14 protein-coding genes, 3 pseudogenes and 2 riboswitches are annotated in these 20,112 nt (G+C 73.2%); of the genes and pseudogenes, 12 read left to right on the top strand and 5 right to left on the bottom strand.

Translation table 11 applies throughout. The features are described from left to right. Nucleotides 1-32: 32 nt before the first annotated feature. From ACH4UK_RS22525 to rho, 6 genes are all read left to right on the top strand, one after another. Complete coding sequence (locus tag ACH4UK_RS22525) at nucleotides 33-863, top strand: 2,3-dihydro-2,3-dihydroxybenzoate dehydrogenase (protein WP_398358859.1); 831 nt, start codon at nucleotides 33-35, stop codon at nucleotides 861-863. 85 nt (nucleotides 864-948) lie between these two features. Then, on the top strand, nucleotides 949-2,154 hold the full coding sequence (gene dhbC, locus ACH4UK_RS22520) for an isochorismate synthase DhbC (protein ID WP_398358857.1): 1,206 nt from the start codon (nucleotides 949-951) through the stop codon (nucleotides 2,152-2,154). Continuing rightward, entirely contained in the window at nucleotides 2,151-3,863 is a 1,713-nt protein-coding gene (locus ACH4UK_RS22515; protein ID WP_398358856.1) for a (2,3-dihydroxybenzoyl)adenylate synthase, read from the top strand. Before dhbC ends, ACH4UK_RS22515 begins: the two co-directional genes overlap by 4 nt. Nucleotides 3,864-3,892: 29 nt before the next feature. Beyond that, complete coding sequence (locus ACH4UK_RS22510; protein WP_398358854.1) at nucleotides 3,893-4,525, top strand: isochorismatase family protein; 633 nt, start codon at nucleotides 3,893-3,895, stop codon at nucleotides 4,523-4,525. After that, on the top strand, nucleotides 4,522-4,761 hold the full coding sequence (locus ACH4UK_RS22505) for a phosphopantetheine-binding protein (RefSeq protein WP_398358852.1): 240 nt from the start codon (nucleotides 4,522-4,524) through the stop codon (nucleotides 4,759-4,761). Before ACH4UK_RS22510 ends, ACH4UK_RS22505 begins: the two co-directional genes overlap by 4 nt. A 383-nt stretch (nucleotides 4,762-5,144) precedes the next feature. Next, entirely contained in the window at nucleotides 5,145-6,284 is a 1,140-nt protein-coding gene (rho, locus tag ACH4UK_RS22500) for a transcription termination factor Rho (protein WP_398358850.1), read from the top strand. 51 nt (nucleotides 6,285-6,335) lie between these two features. On the opposite strand, the gene pgm is transcribed toward rho, so the two are convergent. The 4 genes and pseudogenes from pgm to ACH4UK_RS22480 all read right to left on the bottom strand — a co-directional run. Continuing rightward, complete coding sequence (pgm, locus tag ACH4UK_RS22495; RefSeq protein ID WP_398358848.1) at nucleotides 6,336-7,979, bottom strand: phosphoglucomutase (alpha-D-glucose-1,6-bisphosphate-dependent); 1,644 nt, start codon at nucleotides 7,977-7,979, stop codon at nucleotides 6,336-6,338. Nucleotides 7,980-8,196: 217 nt separating this feature from the next. Beyond that, the gene (locus tag ACH4UK_RS22490; RefSeq protein WP_398358846.1) at nucleotides 8,197-9,249 is read right to left on the bottom strand and encodes a chitinase; all 1,053 of its coding nucleotides are present in this window, start codon (nucleotides 9,247-9,249) and stop codon (nucleotides 8,197-8,199) included. Nucleotides 9,250-9,464: 215 nt separating this feature from the next. Then, nucleotides 9,465-9,794 (bottom strand): annotated as a pseudogene (locus ACH4UK_RS22485) (3-hydroxyacyl-CoA dehydrogenase NAD-binding domain-containing protein); the annotation flags it as partial. Next, a pseudogene (locus tag ACH4UK_RS22480) lies at nucleotides 9,772-9,996 on the bottom strand (malate synthase A); the annotation flags it as partial. The pseudogenes ACH4UK_RS22485 and ACH4UK_RS22480, both read right to left, overlap by 23 nt. On the opposite strand from ACH4UK_RS22480, the pseudogene ACH4UK_RS22475 reads away from it, so the two are divergent. After that, a pseudogene (locus tag ACH4UK_RS22475) lies at nucleotides 9,995-10,513 on the top strand (short-chain fatty acyl-CoA regulator family protein); the annotation flags it as partial. The pseudogenes ACH4UK_RS22480 and ACH4UK_RS22475 overlap by 2 nt on opposite strands. Before the next feature lie 29 nt (nucleotides 10,514-10,542). Here ACH4UK_RS22475 and ACH4UK_RS22470 read toward each other — a convergent pair. Beyond that, nucleotides 10,543-11,961: a hypothetical protein gene (locus tag ACH4UK_RS22470; RefSeq protein WP_398358844.1), complete on the bottom strand. Its 1,419-nt coding sequence runs from the start codon at nucleotides 11,959-11,961 to the stop codon at nucleotides 10,543-10,545. Nucleotides 11,962-12,090: 129 nt separating this feature from the next. Then, nucleotides 12,091-12,167: riboswitch (cobalamin riboswitch) on the bottom strand. Between the two features lie 151 nt (nucleotides 12,168-12,318). Then, nucleotides 12,319-12,389: riboswitch (cobalamin riboswitch) on the top strand. A gap of 145 nt (nucleotides 12,390-12,534) precedes the next feature. Here ACH4UK_RS22470 and ACH4UK_RS22465 point away from each other — a divergent pair. From ACH4UK_RS22465 to ACH4UK_RS22445, 5 genes are all read left to right on the top strand, one after another. Beyond that, entirely contained in the window at nucleotides 12,535-15,315 is a 2,781-nt protein-coding gene (locus ACH4UK_RS22465; RefSeq protein WP_398358842.1) for a prenyltransferase/squalene oxidase repeat-containing protein, read from the top strand. Beyond that, the gene (locus ACH4UK_RS22460; protein ID WP_398358840.1) at nucleotides 15,312-16,235 is read left to right on the top strand and encodes a hypothetical protein; all 924 of its coding nucleotides are present in this window, start codon (nucleotides 15,312-15,314) and stop codon (nucleotides 16,233-16,235) included. Before ACH4UK_RS22465 ends, ACH4UK_RS22460 begins: the two co-directional genes overlap by 4 nt. Nucleotides 16,236-16,242: 7 nt before the next feature. After that, on the top strand, nucleotides 16,243-17,424 hold the full coding sequence (locus ACH4UK_RS22455; RefSeq protein WP_398358838.1) for an energy-coupling factor transporter transmembrane component T: 1,182 nt from the start codon (nucleotides 16,243-16,245) through the stop codon (nucleotides 17,422-17,424). Beyond that, nucleotides 17,421-19,109 (top strand): ABC transporter ATP-binding protein, encoded by a 1,689-nt coding sequence (locus tag ACH4UK_RS22450; protein ID WP_398358836.1) that lies wholly within the window; start codon nucleotides 17,421-17,423, stop codon nucleotides 19,107-19,109. Before ACH4UK_RS22455 ends, ACH4UK_RS22450 begins: the two co-directional genes overlap by 4 nt. A 65-nt stretch (nucleotides 19,110-19,174) precedes the next feature. Then, nucleotides 19,175-19,924 (top strand): ECF transporter S component, encoded by a 750-nt coding sequence (locus ACH4UK_RS22445; protein ID WP_398359249.1) that lies wholly within the window; start codon nucleotides 19,175-19,177, stop codon nucleotides 19,922-19,924. The last annotated feature ends 188 nt before the right edge of the window (nucleotides 19,925-20,112 follow it).

Genomic DNA, 20,112 nt, shown 5'->3' with positions numbered 1-20,112 from the left:
TACCCTTACCTAACAACCGGAGGAGGTTGCTCATGCCTGAGCACATACCGGGCAGAAGTGGCGAGTTCCTCGGCCGCACTGCTCTGGTCACCGGTGCCGCACAAGGCATCGGCGCGGCCGTGGCCGACCTGCTCGCCACGCTCGGCGCCCGCGTGGCCGCCACCGACCGCGTCCTGCCCGGCATCGAGGCGCTGGCCACCGAGTGGACCCGGACGCAGGAGAAACTGCCCGGTGACGAGCGCTCGGCGGGCAGCCTGGACCCGTATGTGATGGACATCACCGACCGGAGCTCGGTGGAGAGCACCGTGGCCCGCGTCGAGCGCCAACTCGGTCCGGTCGACGTCCTGGTGAACGTGGCGGGCATCCTGCGCACCGGCCCGGCGGCCGTGCTCTCCGCGCAGGACTGGGCGGACACCTTCGCGGTGAACGCCACCGGCGTCTTCCATGTCTCCCAGGCCGTCGCACCGCTCATGGCGGCCCGCGGATCCGGCGCGGTCGTCACCGTCGGATCCAACGCCGCCGGGATCCCCCGCACCGGCATGGCCGCCTACGCCGCCTCCAAGGCGGCCGCCGCCATGTTCACCAAGTGTCTGGGCCTCGAACTCGCCCGCAGCGGCGTGCGCTGCAACGTCGTCGCTCCCGGCTCCACCGACACGCCGATGCAACGCGCGCTGTGGACCGACCCGGGCGCCGAACAGCGCGTCATCGACGGGGACTCCTCGACGTACCGCACCGGCATTCCGCTGGGCCGGATCGCCGACCCCGGGGACATCGCGGAGACGGTGGCGTTCCTCGCCTCGGACCGCGCCCGCCACATCACCATGCAGGAGCTGTACGTCGACGGCGGCGCGACCCTGCGCTGACCGCCCGCCCGCCTCTTCCCCTTTTCCTCACCTCCCATCCAGCCCCCCGCACCCCGCTGACGGGACCATCGAGAATGGAGTCCCCGTGTCGACGGCACCCCAGGTCGCCACGCACACCGCCCCGGCCGATCCGGCCCACCCGGCCGTAGGAGCGGCCACTTCGCTGCTGGACGCCTACACACCGGGCGACCACTTTCTCGCCACCCCCGGACGCACCCTGCTCGCACGGGGACCGGGACGCCATGTCCCCCATGACGAGAGACCGTTGACCGCGCGGGTGGACGCCACGCTCGCCGCAGCGGTCGCCGCCGGCCAGGAGTCGCCGGTGGTGCTCGGCGCCATCCCCTTCGACCACACCGCCCCGGCCGCCCTGAGCGTCCCGGAGCAGGTGCGCACCGCGCCGCCGCTCGCCTCCGACCCGCTCATCGCCCTGCCCGCGAGCGCCCCCGCGGCGGGGAACTGGCAGATCCGCCCGGTGCCCGAACCGGAGATCTACGGCAAGGGCGTCGCCTCCGCCGTGGAGCGCATGTGGCGCGGCGAGTTCAGCAAGGTCGTCCTGGCCCGCACCCTCGAACTCACCTCCGAGCGCCCCCTCGACCTGCCCGCGATGCTCCAGCGCCTCGCCCGCCGTGATCCCTCCGGCTACACCTTCGCCCTGCCGACCGGCCCCGGGCGCACCCTCGTCGGGGCCAGCCCCGAGCTGCTCGTCTCCCGCCACGGCAGGCAGGTCGTCGCCAATCCGCTCGCCGGTTCGACCCCGCGCAGCGCCGACCTCGCCGAGGACGTGCGCCGGGCGGCGACGCTGCTGGAGTCCGTCAAGGACCTCCACGAGCACGCCGTCGTCGTGGACGCCGTCCACCAGGCGCTCGCCCCGTACTGCACGGACCTGACCGTCCCGGCCCGCCCGACGCTCATCCGCACCGCCACCATGTGGCACCTGTCCACCACGGTCACCGGCACCCTCGTCTCCCCCGACGCCTCGGCGCTGGAGCTGGCCTGCGCGCTGCACCCGACGCCCGCCGTGTGCGGGACGCCGACGCGTACGGCCCGTCAGGTCATCGCGGAGACCGAACCGTTCGACCGCGGATTCTTCACCGGCATGATCGGCTGGGGCAACGCCGAGGGCGACGGCGACTGGGTCGTCACGATCCGCTGTGCCGAGGCCGAGGAGCGCCTGCTGCGGCTCTTCGCGGGGGCGGGCATCGTCGCCGCCTCCGAACCCGAGGCGGAGACCGCCGAGACCGCGGCGAAGTTCCGCACCTTCCTGAGCGCCGTGGGAGCCGAGCTGTGAGTACGGACGCGGCGGCGCCGACCTGGCCCGCCGAATGCGCGGAGAAGTACCGGGCGGCCGGCTGGTGGCGCGGGGAGACCTTCGGGGAGATGCTCCGGCAGCGTGCCGAGGCGCACCCGGACCGGGTCGCGATCGTCGACCCGGCGGCGGGCAGCCGGTGGACGTACGCCGATCTCGACCGGCGCGCCGACCGGCTGGCGGCGGGCTTCCTGGCCCGCGGCATCGCCAAGGGCGACAAGGTGGTGGTGCAACTCCCCAACATCGCCGAGTTCTTCGAGGTGATCTTCGCGCTGTTCCGGATCGGCGCGCTGCCGGTCTTCGCGCTGCCCGCGCACCGCGAGAGCGAGATCACCTACTTCTGCGAGTTCACCGAGGCGGTGGCGTACGTCATCGCGGCCGAGCACGGCGGCTACGACTACCGTGAGCTGGCGTCGAAGACCCTCGCGGACGTGGGCACGCTGCGCCATGTGTTCGTCGCCCAGGGGGATCCCGGCGCGTTCGAGGCGTTGGCCGAGGTCGCCGAGGAGCCGGTGGGCTACGGCGGCCCGCGCCCGGACGACCTGGCCTTCCTCCAGCTCTCCGGCGGCAGCACCGGCATACCGAAACTGATCCCGCGCACCCACGACGACTACATCTACTCGCTGCGGGGCTCCAACGAGATCTGCGCGGTCGACGAGAACAGCGTCTACCTCTGCGTCCTTCCGGCGGCCCACAACTTCCCGCTCTCCTCCCCCGGTTCGCTCGGCGCCCTGTACGCCGGGGGCCGTGTCGTGCTGTGCCCGGGGCCCTCGCCGGAGGTGGCCTTCCCGCTGATCGAGCGCGAGGGCGTCACCATCACCGGGCTCGTGCCGCCGCTGGCCCTGCTCTGGACGGAGGCCGCGCCCGGCACCGCGCACGACATCGGCAGCCTGGACGTTCTGCTGGTGGGCGGCGCCAAGTTCAGCGAGGAGGCGGCCCGCCGGGTGCGGCCCGCGCTCGGCTGCACGCTCCAGCAGGTCTTCGGCATGGCCGAGGGCCTGGTCAACTACACCCGGCTGGACGACCCGGTCGAGACGATCGTCACCACACAGGGGCGGCCCATCTCGCCCGACGACGAGATCCTCGTCGTCGACGACGAGGACCGGGAGGTGGCCCCGGGCGAGACCGGCCACCTGCTGACCCGGGGCCCCTACACCATCCGGGGCTACTGGAACGCCCCCGAGCACAACGCCCGTTCCTTCACCGAGGACGGCTTCTACCGCACCGGCGACATCGTGCGGACCACCGCGACCGGGCACCTCGTCGTCGAGGGGCGCGCCAAGGACCAGATCAACCGGGGCGGCGAGAAGATCGCCGCCGAGGAGGTCGAGAACCACCTCCTCGCCCACCCGGCCGTGCACGACGCCAACGTGGTGGCCGAGCCCGACCCGTATCTGGGCGAACGCGTCTGCGCCTACGTGATCCTGCGCTCGGGCGCGGGTCCGCTCAAGGCGGTGGCCGTCAAGCGGTTCGTCCGCGAGCGGGGCCTGGCCGCCTACAAGGTGCCGGACCGGGTCGAGTTCGTCGCCGCGTTCCCGCAGACCGGCGTGGGCAAGGTCTCCAAGAAGGACCTGCGCAACGCCGCCGCCCGCATCGCCTCGCCGGCCCCGGCTCCCTCTCCCGCCCCGGCTTCCTCTCCCGCCCTGGCTCCGGTCCCCTCCCCGGCACCGTCGCCGGCCCCGTCCCGCTGAACAACTCTCCGAACGGAACCCTCTCCACCATGGCCCTGCCCGCCATCGCCCCCTACCCCCTGCCGACCGCCGACGAACTGCCCGCCAACCGGGTCGGCTGGAGCGTCGACCCCGCGCGTGCGGTGCTCCTCGTCCACGATCTGCAGAACCACTTCCTGTCGGCGTACGACCGCCGGGCCGCGCCCGTGCCCGAACTCCTCGCCCATGTGGCCGAGTTGAAGAAGGACGCGGCGCGGCTGGGCGTCCCGGTGCTCTACACCGCGCAGCCCGGCGGCCAGAGCGCCGAGGAACGCGGCCTCCAGCAGGACTTCTGGGGTCCCGGTCTCCCGGCCGACGAGAACCTGGCGGCCATCGCGGACGAGGTCGCGCCCGACGCGGGAGACACCGTCCTCACCAAGTGGAAGTACAGCGGCTTCGTCCGCACGGATCTGCTGGAGAGGCTGCGCGAGCAGGGCCGCGACCAGATCGTCATCACCGGCGTCTACGCCCATATCGGCGTGCTGATGACCGCGTGCGATGCCTGGATGCAGGACATCCAGGCGTTCGTGGTGGCCGACGCGGTGGCGGACTTCTCGGCCGAGGACCACGCGATGGCGCTGCGGTGGGCCGCGGGCAAGTGCGCCGTCGTCACCACCACCCGGACCGTCTTCGAAGGAAAGTGACCCCCGTGACGCTCACGCTCGTACAGCTCCGTGCCGATGTCGCCGACGTCCTCGGCGAGGACCCCGAGGAGATCCCCCTCGACGAGAACCTCGTCGACTACGGTCTCGACTCGGTCCGCCTGATGTCGCTGGCCGCCGCCTGGCGCCGCGACCACGGCATCGAGGTGGCCTTCGCCGACCTCGCCGAGAAGCCCGCACTGGAGTCCTGGGCTCCCCTGCTGGGCGTGACCGGCTGACCTGCGGTCCGTCCACGGCCACCGAGGGCGGTGGGAACCCCGAAGCCTCGGGGTTCCCACCGCCCTCGAGCCCTTTCCGGCGCTGTTCCGGCACTCTTCGGGCGCGGTCCCGGCCGCGGTCCCGGCGCGATCTCCGCATGATCTCGGCGCACAGTGGTACAGTGCGATCAGCACATGTGCATGCCCCTTCTCATCGGGCACCGGTGCTGATTCCTCTCCACCGCTGTTGCGCCCGTCCTTTCCGACCGGCGATCCAGCATCTTCCCAGCGTATTCGCTGTCTCTCCGGCCCAGGGCTTCCGTGCCCCCGGTGCGTGGCGTGATCGAACCGCCCCTCCGTACGCCGGTCCCCTCATTCGCCTGTCCGCGAAAGGACCCCCTCCCATGACCACCACACTCGAACGCCCCGCAGCCCGGGAGCAGCACCCTGTCCGGGTCGCCGGCCTCCTCGACACCACGGACACCGGACACGGCATGCTCCGGGTCCACGGCGGCCACCCCTCCCCCGACGACATCCAGGTGTCGTCCGCCCTGATCCGCCGCCACGGGCTGCGCAAGGGCGATGCCGTCGAGGGCGGCTGCGACCGGCCGCGCGTCCTGTCCTCGGTCGACCGCGTGGGCGGACTCGCCCCGGAAGCCCTGCGGGGCCGTGCCCGCTTCCGCGACCTGACGCCGGTCCACCCCCACGAGCGGCTGCGTCTCGAGACGCCGCGCGGCGGGCCCGCGCCCCGCGTCGTCGACCTCGTCTCCCCTGTCGGCAAGGGGCAGCGCGGCCTCATCGTCGCACCGCCCCGGACGGGGAAGACGGTGCTGCTCCAGCAACTGGCCGCGGCCGTCGCGACCAACCACCCCGAGGCGCACCTGATGGTGGTGCTGCTCGACGAACGCCCCGAGGAGGTCACGGACATGCGCCGCTCGGTGCGCGGCGAGGTGTACGCGTCGACCTTCGACCGGCCCGCGAAGGAGCACATCGCCCTGGCCGAACTCGCTCTCGAGCGCGCTCAGCGCCTCGTCGAGCAGGGCCGGGACGTGGTGGTCCTGCTGGACTCCCTCACCCGGCTGTGCCGGGCCCACAACAACGCGGCCCGCGCGGGCGGGCGGACCTTGAGCGGCGGCGTCGACGCGGGGGCCCTGACCGGCCCCAAGAAGCTGTTCGGCGCGGCCCGTTGTGCCGAGGAGGGCGGTTCGCTGACCATCCTGGCGACGGCCCTCGTGGAGACGGGCTCGCGGGCCGACGAGTTCTTCTTCGAGGAGCTGAAGGGCACCGGCAACATGGAACTGCGCCTGGACCGCTCCGCCGCCGAGTCGCGGATCTTCCCGGCCGTCGACATCACCCGCTCCGGCACCCGCCGGGAGGAACTCCTCTTCGCTCCCGGCGAGTTGGCGGCGGTACGAGCCCTGCGCCGCGCCCTGAACACCCGGGACGCCCAGGGGGCCCTGCAGACGCTGCTCGACAGGGTCCGGCGCACACCGGACAACGCGGCCTTCCTGCGTCAGGTGCGTCCGACGGTGCCGGGCTCCTGAGCGCCCGCACCACCCGCCCGGGTCCGCCGCCGCTCACCGACCGTCGAACTCCTATGCCCCGCCCAGCGCTTCGGAGACGAGCGCCCTGGCCTCCTCCTGGACCCGGGCCAGGTGGCCGGGGCCCTGGAAGCTCTCCGCGTACACCTTGTAGACGTCCTCGGTGCCCGAGGGGCGGGCGGCGAACCAGGCGCTGTCGGTGCAGACCTTGAGGCCGCCGATCGCCGCGCCGTTGCCGGGGGCCTCGGTGAGGACGGCGGTGACGGGTTCCCCGGCCAGGGTGTCGGCCTTGACCTGCTGCGGGGAGAGCTTCGCCAGGACCGCCTTCTCCTCGCGGGTGGCGGGCGCGTCGATGCGGGCGTAGGCCGGGTCGCCGAAGCGGCCGGTGAGCTGCGCGTAGCGCTGGGAGGGGGTGGAGCCGGTGACGGCGGTGATCTCGGAGGCGAGGAGGGCCAGCAGGATGCCGTCCTTGTCCGTGGTCCAGACCCGGCCGTCGCGGCGCAGGAAGGAGGCCCCGGCGGACTCCTCGCCACCGAAGCCGAGGCTGCCGTCGTAGAGGCCGTCGACGAACCACTTGAAGCCGACCGGGACCTCCACCAGGGTGCGGCCGAGGTCCTGCGCGACCCGGTCGATCATCGACGAGGAGACCAGGGTCTTGCCGATGCCCGTCCCGGCGGACCAGTTCTCCCGGTGGGTGTAGAGGTAGTCGATGGCCACGGCCAGGTAGTGGTTGGGGTTCATCAGACCGCCGTCGGGGGTGACGATGCCGTGCCGGTCGGCGTCCGCGTCGTTCCCGGTGGCGATGGCGTACGCGTCGCGCTGGGCGATCAGCGAGGCCATGGCGTGCGGCGACGAGCAGTCCATCCGGATCCTGCCGTCCCAGTCCAGCGTCATGAACCGCCAGGTGGGGTCGGCGAGCGGGTTGACGACGGTGAGGTCGAAACGGTGCCGTTCCGCGATCCGCCCCCAGTAGGCGACGGACGCGCCGCCGAGCGGGTCGGCGCCGATGCGGATCCCCGCGTCCCGTACGGCGTCGAGATCGAGGACGGCGGGCAGGTCGTCGACGTACGCGGTCAGGAAGTCGTGCCGGCGGGTGGTGTCGGCGGCCAGGGCACGGGCGTACGGGATCCGGCGGACCTCCCCGAGTCCGGCCTCGATCAGGGCGTTGGCCCGGTCCTGGATCCAGGAGGTGGCGTCCGACGCGGCCGGGCCGCCGTTCGGCGGGTTGTACTTGAAGCCGCCGTCGGCGGGCGGGTTGTGCGACGGGGTGACCACGATGCCGTCGGCCAGGTGCTCGGTGCGCCCCCGGTTGTACGTGAGGATGGCGTGCGAGACGGCGGGGGTCGGGGTGTAGCCGTCCTCGCTGTCGATGAGGACGGTGGCCCCGTTGGCGGCGAGCACCTCCAGTGCGGTGACCCGGGCGGGTTCGGACAGCGCGTGGGTGTCCGCGCCGAGGAACAGCGGCCCGTCGGTGCCCTGGCGGGTGCGGTAGTCGCAGATCGCCTGGGTGGTGGCGGCGATGTGGTCCTCGTTGAACGCTGCGGCGAACGCGGAGCCGCGGTGGCCGGAGGTCCCGAAGGCGACCCGCTGGGCGGGCTCGGCCGGATCGGGGTGGAGGGCGTAGTAGGCCGTCACCAGCCGTGCCACGTCGACCAGGTCTGCGGCGAGCGCCGGCTGCCCGGCCCGTTCGTGCGCCATCGGTTCTCCTCGTACGTCTTCGTCGTCGGCGGGCCCGCGGGGAGACGGGACCGGCGCACCGGGGAAACGATCACCCCGGTCCGTACCCGATTCTGCTCTCTCGACCGCCCCGGTGCGCGATCGGTTCACGCCTTCCTCGTGTTGCGCCCCGGCCGGAGCAGCGCCGCGCCCCCGGTCCGGAGCGGACCGGGGGCGCGGCGGCCGAACGGGCAGGGGCTCAACGCCCCTGGAGGGCCTTCACGTTGTCGCCGAAGGTCCAGCCCTTTGAGCCGTCCCAGTTCAGGGACCAGGTCATCAGCCCCTTGAGGGAGCCGTTGTAGTGGTTCCAGGCCTGCGCGACGAGACCGGTGTCCATATGGCCGCCGCCCGCCCCGACCTGGGCGGGGAGGCCGGGGACCTGCTTGTCGTAGGGCACCTTGATGGTGGTGCCCTGGATGACGAGCCCGCGGTCGAGGCAGTCGGTCTGGGCGGTGAAGCCCTCGACGGTGCCGGCGGAGTAGGAGTCGCCGGAGCAGCCGTACATGCTGCCGTTGTAGTACTGCATGTTCAGCCACCACAGGCGGCCGTTGTCGGCGTACTTCTTGATGATCGGCAGGTAGGAGCCCCAGATGGAGCCGTAGGTGACGCTGCCGCCGGTGACGTACGCCGTCTCGGGGGCCATGGTGAGGCCGAAGTTGTCGGGCATCGCGGCGAGGACGCCGTCGATGATGCGGATCAGGTTGGCCTGGGAGGGGGACAGCTCATTGATGTTCCCGGAGCCGGTGAGGCCGGTCTCGATGTCGATGTCGATGCCGTCGAAGTTGTACTTCTTCAGGATCGGGACGATGGTCTCGACGAACCGGTCGGCCACGGCGGTGGAGTTGAGGTCGATCCCGGCCGTGGCTCCGCCGATCGACATGAGGGTGGTGAGGCCGGAGGCCTTGGCCTCGCACATCTCGGCGGGGGTAGCGACCTTGACGGTGCTGTCCATGCCGTCCTCCCAGAGGACGGTGCCGTCGGAGCGGATGACGGGGAAGGCGGCGTTGATGACGTTGTAGCCGTGCTGGGTGATGCGGGAGTCGGTGATCGGGATCCAGCCGAGCGGCGGGTGCACGCCGTTGGCCGCGCCGTCCCAGTTCTCCCAGTACCCCTGGAGGACCTTGCCCGCGGGCTTCGACTTGACCGGACAGGTCTCGTCGGCGGCGGCCTTCGGCGGCGCCGCCCCGATCAGCATCGGTACGACGAGTGCCGCGGCCAGTGCGGTGCCCAGCAGCCGTGATGTCCTGCCCATGACGCGTGTCCTTCCTGCCCGGGTCTGCCGCGCCGGTGCGAAGGGTTCGCACCGCCCACCCCATGTCGTGACCCTGCCAAAACGTAGAATGGTCCAGACCTGCGGTCAAGAGGTCTGGACCAAACGGTCCGTCAGCCGCGCCCCGGACCCGGGCCCCTCAGCCCCGGTCGTACGTGTGGAACCCGCGGCCGCTCTTCCGGCCGAGCAGCCCGGCCAACCACCTCCACGAGCGGAAGCACCGGCACGGGGTTGAAGAAGTGCGGGCCGAGGACGCGGTCGGCGCGGTGGGTCGCCATGCCGAGCCGCATGACCGGGAGGGCGGAGGTGTTGGTCGCCAGGATCGCTTCGGGGTCCTCGACGATCTTGTCGAGGGCGGTGAAGACCTCCGTCTTGGCGGCAGCGTTCTCGACGACGGCCTCGATGACGAGCCGGCGGTCGGCCAGGTCGTCGAGGCGGCCGGTGAAGAGCAGCCTGCCGAGAGCGTCCTCGGCGGCGAGGCGGTCGAGCTTGCCGCGCCGGACGGCCCGCTCCAGCGAGGCGGAGACCCCGGGTGTACGCCTCGGCGGTGAAGAAGGCGGGCAGTTCCCTGCCGAGCCCGGTGCGTTCGAACAGGTCGCGGACCTGGTCGAGCCGGGCCCAGGGGTAGGCGGCTCCGAGCGCGGCCAGCTCTTCGTCGAGGAGCCCGAGGACCGTCTCCCGGTCGACCGCCCCGTGCTTGAGCCACTGCCAGATCTGGACCCGGGCGACGGTCTGCCACCGGCTGTCGACGCTCCAGCGGCCACGGCTGCGCGGGGTGCCGTTCTCCTTCGTCCGGGTCGACCGGGCGGGGAACATGTCGAAGCGGCAGTCCGCGACCGGCTTCCACTTCTCCCGCGCGGGCGGCACCTGCCCCCTGTGGAACGTGTACGAGGCGTTCGCCGCGCCCGGCAGGATCCATGTGCAGATCGCGGCGATGCCGGACGGGCAGCGCTATCTGTGGACCGCGCGGGCCGTGACCCGGCACCGGGGCGGCTGGGGCGAGCCCGGCAAGACGTTCGCGATCGGGCTGGGCTGCGAGATCCGGCATGCCGGGCGGCTGGTCTACTCCGACGGCCTCGACCTGGACAACGCCTCGGCCGCGACGCCGATCGGGATGGGCTGCCGGATCTGCGAGCGCCTGGACTGCCCGCAGCGCGCGGTCCCGCCGCTGGGGCAGCCGCTGGCGATCGACGAGAACAGCAGCACGTTCGTGCCGTACCCGGTGAAGGGGACGCCGTCCGCGTAGGCGGTGCGCGTCCCCGTCACCGGACCGGGTCAGGAGTAGCGCAGCGCGATGGTGTCGCCGACGCCGATCACCTTGTCGCGGGCGGCCCCGGCGAAGGCCGAACCGTCCACGGACACCTTCCAGGTCGCCGCGCCGGCGTTGGCCTTGCCGTTGACGGAGGTGATGGTGCCGCTGCCGGAGGCAGGGACCACCGAGGCGACGCAGCCCGCCGGGGTGGCGGCGCTCGTCGCCGCGGTCAGGACGTCGCCGAGGGTGGTGCTCGTGCCGGTCGGGGTGAAGGCGACCGAGCAGACCTTCAGGGTGCCGGTGCCGTCGTCCACGGTGAGCGCCAGCTTCGTCGCCGTACCGGCCGTGAAGCCGCCCGCCGCGACCCACCGGGGCGCGCCCGGGGTGACCGGGGTGGGCGGGGCCGCGGTGAAGCCGCCGCCGGCCACGGCGCGCAGGGCGTCCAGGGAGGAGTAGGCGGACGGTGAGGTGTCGGAGGGCTGGTACTTGAAGCCGCCGCCCGGGGTGAACTGCTGGGCGATCAGGAAGTCGATCGGGGTCTTGCCCGTCGGGGTGAGGAAGTCGCCGGTCTGCGGGTTGATGCCGCAGGCGTTGAGCCCGGAGACGGCCCAGCCGTTGGAGCTGGAGTTGATGCCGTACAGGGCGTTGAACGCGCCGGAGGCGTTGATCAGCTTGCTCTTGAGGAACGCCTTGGCCTGGAGGATGTCGGGGTCGGTGTTCGGCACGCCGGAGACGCAGAGTGCGGCCATCGAGGCCCCGGTCATGTCGACGTCGCCCGGCTTGGCCAGCTCGGTGGCGTTGCCCTCGGCCTTGGCGTAGGTCCAGCCGCCGTCGTTGTGCTGGTTGGCCCGGAGGCGGGTGACGATCTTGTCGACGAGCGCCTGCGGGACCCGTCCGCCGCCCGCCTGGGTTCTCGCGCCGCCCAGGGCGAGGGCGGCGAAGACGGTGCCGTTGTAGTTGGCGGACGGGCCGAAGTAGCCGGCCTCCGCGTTCTGCCAGTAGCCGTAGATGTCGGCGATCAGGTTGCGCGATGCGGAGACCCGGGCGGGGTCGATTCCGGCGGCGTACGCGTTGAGCGTGCCGCGCTGGTAGTCGGTGACGACGGGGGTGGCGGAGGGCCAGCCGGGGGTGGCCAGGAGGTTGCGGTAGACGGTGCGGGCGTTCTTGGTGGCGTCGCCGCCCGGTGTCACGTCGACCGCGGCCGTCCCGGCTGCGGCGAAGGCGCTGAACGCCCATTCGTTGGAGAGTCCGGAGCCGGCGTACGAACCGTCCGCGGCCTGGAGGGACTTGACGTACGCCACACCGTTGGTCTTCGAGGTGGCGATCTGCGCGGGCGTGGACGTCGCGGCGGCGGGAAGCGCCGTGAGGACGAACGCCCCGAGGGCGGCGGGCGCCACGAGGGCGAGGCGACGGGACGTACGGGAGGTGACAGAACGGGGCATGTGCCTGCTCCTGGGATGAGGGGCGCACGGCACCGCAGCACCTCCCGGGCCGCACGGCGCAGGGCAGGCTGAAGGTGGCCGACGCCCGGACGCGTGGGTACGGCTTCTTTCCTGGATCGACTGCCGGCTGGGCATTCGGGCTCGGGAGCGGCCCCCTGCCGTCCCACACCGCTGCGCGTCAGCCCCGGATTCGCACCGGGTTCCCCCACACGGCAGGCCAGGACGCTACCCGAGGCGGCGGGGGCGCGCCAGAGAGGGCCCCGCCGCCCCGAGGGGCCGTCACGAAGGAGACACAGGCCACCTTGACGGTCTCTTCGACAGCGTGTTCCAATCCGCCTGATAAGCACTCAGCCCCAGGGGAAGCCGGTCGAAATCCGGCGCTGACCCGCAACCGTAGGCCCGCCGTCGTGCGGGCGAGCCGGAATGCCTGGGGCCAGGAATTTCAGCGAGAAACGCCGTCGCGGACTACGGCGTGGTTCGAACAGCTCCCTGTGGGCGGCCCCTTCGCGGCCGTGCCCTGCCGGGGTGCCGTCTGCCACGCGGGGCCCGCCCGGACGACACGAGGGGGCCGTGGTGGGGACCGCACAGCAACAGGACCGGCGCGTGGGGAAGAAGAGACTTCTCCCGCTGATCACGGCCGCGGCGATGACCTTCGCCGCGAGCGTGGCGTTCGTCACCGGCGCGGGCCCGGCGGCGGCCGACCCCGTCGAGGAGTGCACGGCCACGAAGGGCGCCGTCGTCGCGGTGGACTTCGGCCCGTTCGACGGCGGCGTGGTGCGCGGCTGCGACACCACCCCGACCACCGGCTACGACCTCCTCCACGAGGGCGGGTTCAGCACCGAGGGGACCCAGCACGACGGCGACGGCTTCATCTGCAGGATCGGCGTGGGCTCCTTCGACTCCGGTACGCAGTACCCGACTCCGGCGACCGAGGACTGTGTGCTGACCCCGCAGGCCACCGCCTACTGGTCGTACTGGATCGCCTCGCCCGGCCAGGAGACCTGGTCCTACAGTCCGCTCGGCGCGATGAACCGCCGGCCGCAGGCGGGTGACGTGGACGCCTGGGTGTTCGGCGGCACCGACGTCGGCGGCTCCACCGGGAAGCCCACCTTCACCCCCGACGAGGTCCGCGCGGGCGGGGGCGCGACGCCCGGCCCCACCGACGACCCGACCGGCGGCCCCGGTGTGCCCGCCGGGGAGATCGACCTCCCGGCCGCCGCCCGCTGGGTGAGCGGTCAGCTGCGCGACGGCACCCATGTCGCGCACGAGGAATCCGGGACGCCGGACGACCTCCTCACCACCGAGGCGGCGTACGCGCTGGCCGCGGCGAACGGCAGGGTACCGGCCCTGGACAAGGTGACGGCCCACCTCGCCGGACGGACCGAGGCGTACGCCTACCCGGCCGGCACGGACGAGGCACCCGACGCCACGGCGGCGGCCCGACTGGCGCTGCTCGCGGAGATCACCGAGGGCGACCCGCGCGCCTTCGGCGGCCACGACCTGCTCGGCGACCTCGCGCAGCACGTCTGCCCGGCCGGGCCGGACTCCGGCAACCCCACCCCCGGCTGCACGGCCAAGGGCGACTTCCACGGCGCGACGTACGCCGACGGCCAGGCGCTCGCCGTACTGGCGCTGCTGCGCGGCGGGGTCGAACCGCCCGCCGGGACCGTGGCCCGGCTGACCCAACTGGTCTGCGCGGACGGCTCGGTGACCAGCATCCTCATCAGCCCCGGCGAGTACTGCGACGGCGACCCGGCGACCACCGGCCTGGTCGCCCAGGTGGTGGCCGAGGCCGGCGGCCAGGACGCCGCCGTGGCCAGGATGCGTGCGTACCTGAAGAAGGCCCAGCTGGAGTCGGGCGCGTTCCCTCCGTACAACGGTGCGACCACCGGCTCCATCGCGGCCACCGCGTACGCGGCCCAGGCGCTGCGAGCGCTCGGCGACGGCGGCCCGGCGGACGCGGCGGTCTCCTGGCTGTCCCGTCAGCAGCTCGACGACGGCGGCTTCGGATTCGACGAGGGCGCCACCGACGGCGCGCTGTACGCGACGGGCCCCACCGTGCTGGCCGGCGCGGACACCAGCCTGGTCACCCTCACCACCAAGGTCCCCGAACCGACCGTCCCGCCGACTGCTCCCCCGACGACCGGTCCCACCGCCCCGCCGACGACGCGCCCGCCGGGCGTGGGCCCCGACCTGAAGAAGGGCGTCGCCTACCTCACCGCCCCCGGCCAGCTCCACCAGGGCCGCTACTACAAAGCCGACGAGAAGACCGGACGCGCCGACTTCGGCCTGACCATCGACGGAGCGTTCGCGCTGGCGGCGACCGGTCATGACGACAACGCGCTGCGCACGATCGTGGACTTCCTGGAACAGGGTGGCAAGGACGGCGAGGGCCGGACCCTGAACGACTGGACCGGTGTGGGCGGCAAGCACGCACTCGGCGGCTCGATGGGCAAGGCGGCCGTCCTCGCCCAGGCCGTCGAACGCGATCCGCGCGACTTCGGCGGCCAGGACCTGATCGCCGGCCTGGCCGACGCGGTCTGCGAGAAGCCGAGCACCGCGCCCGACCGCAGCTGCGCCGCGCAGGGCGCGTACACCTACGCACCGTCCGTCTTCGCGCACGCGCTCGGGATCATCGCCCAGGTGCGGGCCGGCGAGGCGAAGGCCGCCGAGGCCCCGATCGCGTATCTGGCGCGTCTCCAGCACGACTCGTCCGGCGCGTTCCCGAGCCTGATCCCGGCGACGGGCGACTCGGAGGTGGACTCGACGGCGATGGCCGCGATGACCCTGGACCTGGTCCCGGGCGGCGCGCACACGGCCGCCGTGGACAAGGCCCTGGCCTGGATCGCCGCACAGCAGCTGCCGGACGGCGGCTTCCCCGGCGCGTCCGGCAACTCGGTCAACTCGGCGGCGCTCGCCGTGCAGGGGCTGTCCCTGGACGCGGAGAAGTTCGACCGGCAGATCACGAAGGCGCTGAAGTTCCTCGCCTCGCAGCAGAACGCGGACGGCGGCTTCAACGTGGCCGAGGAGGGGCAGCGGGGTTCCGACATCCGTGCCTCGGCGCAGGCCGTCGGCGGGGCCACCGGCATCTCCTTCGGTGTGCTGACCCGCAGCCTGGAGGGCACCACGCCCAACCCGGTCCCGTCCTCGTCCGCCCCGGCGATCGTCACCCCCGGGGACGGCACGGGCGGCGGTGTCGTCAACGCCGACGGTCCGGGCGGCGGGGGCGGCCTCGCGTCGACCGGCGTGCAGGCGCTCGGCCTCGCGGCGGCCGCCGCGGTGCTGGTCCTGGCGGGCTGGCGCACGGTCGCAGCCGCCCGCAACCGGCGTACGGCGGCAGGCGGTTCGCGGTGAGCTTCCCTCTGCTTCGCACCGCCGGGCGTGCCCTGGCCGCCATCGGTCTGACGGGCGCGGCGCTCCTCGTGCCCGCCGGTCCGTCCTCGGCGGCCCCGCAGCCGATCGGCCGGTGCACCACCTCGTCGGGCGTGGTGCTGGCGGTCGACTTCAGCCACTGGGGCGGCCCCGTCTACCGCTCCTGCGGCACGACGCCGGCGACCGGCTACGAGCTGCTCAACCAGGGCGGCTGGCGGACCACCGGCACCGGGCACGACGGCCCGGCGTTCATCTGCCGGATCGGCTACAGCGGACACCAGGGCGGCCGGCAGTATCCGACGTCCCAGCAGGAGGACTGCGTCCTCACGCCGCCCGCCTCGGCCTACTGGTCGTACTGGCACGCCGACCCCGGGGAGAGCACCTGGGAGTACAGCCAGCTCGGCGCGATGAGCTACCGGCCCCGGCCGGGCAGCGTGGATCTGTGGATCTTCGGCGGGACGGACATCGGGGGCACGAAGGGCCGCCCCACCGTCACGCCGGACCAGCTGCGCGCCCACAACGCCCGTCCCACGGGCGGCGATCCGGCGCCGGAGCCGAAGCCCGACGCGACGCGGACGACCCAGCGGCCGGGCGGCGGCGACCAGGCTCCGCCGCCCCCGGCCCCCTCGCGGAAGCCCTCGGATCCGGCGTCGCCGTCCGCGTCCACGACCCCGTCCCCGTCCGCCTCTCCCACACCCCCGCCCAGCGCCTCCGGTTCGGCGACGACGGGTGCGGCGGCGGCCGCGCCGGGAGCGTCGGCGAAGGTGGTGGACGCGGCCCCGGCGGCCGGCGCGGAGCACGACTCCGGGTCGATGGCGCCGGTGGCGGTGACGACCGCACTCGTGGTGGCCATCGGCGGCGCCGCCGTGTTCGCCGCGAAGCGCCGCCGCCGTGCGCAGTAGTCCGCGCGTGGCCCGTACGACCGACCAGCGCGTGGCCCGGACGGGCGAGGGGGCCGGGCCGGACACCGGCGGCCGGCGGCTGCCGCGCACCCTGCACCCGGTCGCCTGGTGGATCTGGGCGCTGGCCCTGGCCACGGCGGTCAGCCGGACCAACAACCCGCTGCTGCTCTTCCTGGTCCTCGCGGTGCTCGGCTATGTGATCACCGTGCGGCGCACCGAGGCCCCCTGGGCCCGCGGGTTCAAGTACTACCTCTACCTGGCGCTGACGGTCGTCGCGATCCGGGTGGTGTTCCGGGCGGTGTTCGCCACCGGCGTCACCCCGAACGACCACCGCCTCTTCTCCCTCCCGCACATCCCGACGCCGGACTGGTACGCGGGCATCCAACTGGGCGGCCCGGTCTCGCTGGAGGCGCTGCTGTCGGCCGCCACGGACGGTCTGCGCCTGGCGTGCATGCTGTGCTGCATCGGCGCGGCGAACACCCTCGCCAACCCGAAGCGGGCGCTGCGCGTGCTGCCGGGCGCGCTGTACGAACTGGGCGTCGCCGTCGCCGTGTCGATCAGCGTGGCCCCCCAACTGGTGCAGAGCGTGCAGCGGGTGGCCCGTGCCCGCCGGCTGCGGACCGGTCGCAGGAAGGGGCTGGGGGCGCTGCGGGGGATCGTCGTCCCGGTGCTGGAGGACGCGCTGGAACGGTCATTGCGGCTGGCCGCGGCGATGGACTCGCGCGGCTACGGCCGGGCCGGATCGGCGACGCCGCGCTCACGGCGGCTGACCGGGGCGCTGATGCTGCTCGGCATGTGCGGTCTGTGCGCCGGTGCGTACGGTCTCCTCGACGCGACGGCGCCGGGGCTGCTGGGGCTGCCCGCGCTGGCGGCCGGGTCGGTGCTCTGCCTGGCCGGGCTGCGGCTGGGCGGGCGACGGGTGACGCGTACGACGTACCGGCCCGATCCGTGGCGGTTCGCGGAGTGGGCGGTGGCGTCCTGCGGGGTGCTCTCCGCGGTGCTGCTGTTCGTCAACGTCGGCTACGACCCGGCCGAACTCAACCCGTCCATCTATCCGTTGAGCTGGCCGACGCTGCCGCTCGTCCCGGCCGCCGCCGTTCTGCTCGCCGGGGCCGCCGGGTTCCTGGCCCCGCCGCCGAGCCCGCCCACCCCGCACATCACCGCGCCCCGCACCGAGGAAGCCGCATGATCACCTTCGACCAGGTGTCCGTCGAGTACGACGGCGCCGACGAGCCGGTCCTGCGGGACGTGAACCTGGTGGTCGACGAGGGCGAACTCTGCCTCGTCGTGGGCCATACGGGGGTCGGCAAATCGACACTGCTGGGCGCGGTCAACGGGCTGGTCCCGCACTTCACCGGCGGCACGCTGTACGGCACGGTCACGGTCGACGGTCGCGACACGGCGGGCCACCCGCCGCGCGAACTCGCCGATGTCGTGGGCGTGGTGGGACAGGATCCGCTGGACGGCTTCGTGACGGACACGGTCGAGGAGGAACTCGCGTACGCGATGGAGCAGTTGGCCATCGCGCCGGCGGTGATGCGCAAGCGCGTCGAGGAGACGCTCGACCTGCTGGGGCTCGCGGATCTGCGCCATCGGGCGCTGTACGAGCTGTCCGGCGGGCAGCAGCAGCGTGTCGCGATCGGTTCCGTGCTCACCGCCCATCCCCGGGTCCTGGTGCTGGACGAGCCGACGTCCGCGCTGGACCCGACGGCGGCCGAGGAGGTGCTGGCCGCGGTGACCCGGCTGGTCCACGACCTGGGAGTGACGGTGCTGCTGGCCGAGCACCGGCTGGAGCGGGTGGTGCAGTACGCCGACCGCGTCATCCATCTGCCCGGCGACGGCCGGGTGGTCTCGGGCCCGCCGTCGGAGATCTTCACGGCGTCGTCGATCGCCCCGCCCATCGTCGAGCTGGGCCGGGCGGCCGGCTGGTCGCCCCTGCCCCTGTCCGTACGCGACGCCCGGCGCGCCGCCCGCCCGCTGCGGACGGCGCTGGAGGCCACGGCGCCCCCGCCGGTGCGGCCGGTTCCGGCCGCACCGGGGCCGGACCTGCTCAGGGCCCGGGGAGTCACGGTCGCCTACCGGGGCGTACCGGCGGTGCGGGAGGTGGACCTCGATCTGCGGGCCGGTGAGGTCACGGCTCTGATGGGCCGCAACGGCTCGGGCAAGTCGTCGCTGCTGTGGGCGCTCCAGGGCTCGGGGCCCCGCACGTCCGGGACGGTGGGGGTGGGCCGGGACGGGTCCGGTGAACCGGGTCCGGCGAAGGGCCGCGATCCGAAGAGCGTGTCCGCCGCGGAGGCCAGACGGCTGGTCGGACTCGTGCCGCAGACCCCGACCGACCTGCTGTACCTGGAGAGCGTCGAGCAGGAACTCGACCAGGCCGACACCGAGTCCGCGACCGGGGGCGACGACAGGGGCCCGACCGGGGCCACGGGGCCGTCCGCTCGGGCGATCCTGGACCGGCTGACCCCGGGCATCGACGGTGCGACGCATCCGCGCGACCTCTCCGAGGGCCAGAAGCTGGCGCTGGTCCTCGCGATCCAGCTGACGGCCGCGCCCCGGGTGCTGCTGCTGGACGAGCCGACGCGCGGTCTCGACTACCGGGCGAAGACCCAGCTGATCGCCATGGTCGACGAACTGGCCGCCGAGGGAAGGTCGGTGGTGATCTCCACCCATGACGTCGAGTTCGCGGCGCGGGCCGCCGACCGGGTCGTGGTGCTGGCCGAGGGCGACATCGTCGCGGACGGCCCGACCACCGAGGTGATCGTCGCCTCCCCCGTCTTCGCCCCACAGGTGGCGAAGATCCTGTCGCCGCTGCCGTACCTGACGGTCGACCAGGTGGCCGCGGTGCTCCCGCGCGAGGAGGCGGGCGCGTGAAGGAGCTCGCAGACCGCTCCGCCGGGGCCATCCGCATAGCGCCGCGCGCCGGAGTCGTGATCGCCATGGCGGCCTTCCTCGGCCTGATTGCCTTCTTCTGGCCCTTCGTCGTCGCCCCGGGCCGGCTGGGCGCGAACTACGCACCGCCGCTGATCTTCGGCGTGCTGCTGGTCCTCGTCCTGTGCGTCGTGATCTCCGAGATCGCCGAGGGCGGCATCAACTCCAAGGCCCTGGCGATGCTCGGGGTGCTCTCCGCCGTGAACGCGGCGCTGCGCCCGCTCGGCGCGGGGACGGCGGGCATCGAGACGGTGTTCTTCGTTCTCGTCCTGGCGGGCCGCGTCTACGGTCCGGGCTTCGGCTTCACGCTCGGCTGCACCTCGCTGTTCGCGTCCGCGCTGATCACCGGCGGGGTCGGCCCGTGGATGCCGTACCAGATGTTCGGCTGCGCGTTCGTCGGCATGCTCGCGGGCCTGCTGCCCCGGGCCACGGGACGCCGCGAGGTCCTGATGCTCGCCGTCTACGGCTCGCTCTCCGGCTACCTCTTCGGCTTTCTGCTGAACCTGTCCTTCTGGCCGTTCGCGGTGGACCCGAACAGCTCGATCGCCTACCTCCCCGGTCTCCCCTTCACCGAGCAGTGGCAGCGCTACCTGGCGTTCGACGTCGCCACGTCCCTCGGCTGGGACACCGGACGCGCCGTCACGAACTTCGTCTGCGTGCTGCTGGCGGGCCCCGCCGTCCTCACCACCTTCCGCCGGGCCGCCCGCAAGGCCCGTTTCCGGGCGCCCGTCCGCTTCGTCGCACGGTCCGACCCGTGATGATTCCCGTACAATACGACCGCCCTGCGCTCCCGTTCGCCCCGAAAAGGTTGCAGCACAACTTGAGATGCGATAAGTCGACCATCGCCGCGAGCCGCGAGCCGCGAGCCGCGAGCCGCGAGCCGCGAGCCGCGAGCCGCGAGCCGCGAGCCGCGAGCCGCGAGCCGCGAGCCGCGAGCCGCGAGCCG

Origin of the sequence: Streptomyces sp. NPDC020884, from assembly GCF_044333935.1 — a bacterium.
In the GTDB taxonomy this organism is placed as follows: domain Bacteria; phylum Actinomycetota; class Actinomycetes; order Streptomycetales; family Streptomycetaceae; genus Streptomyces.
The sequence above is the reverse complement of the archived record's forward strand: the minus strand, read 5'-3'. Positions and strand labels throughout refer to the sequence as shown.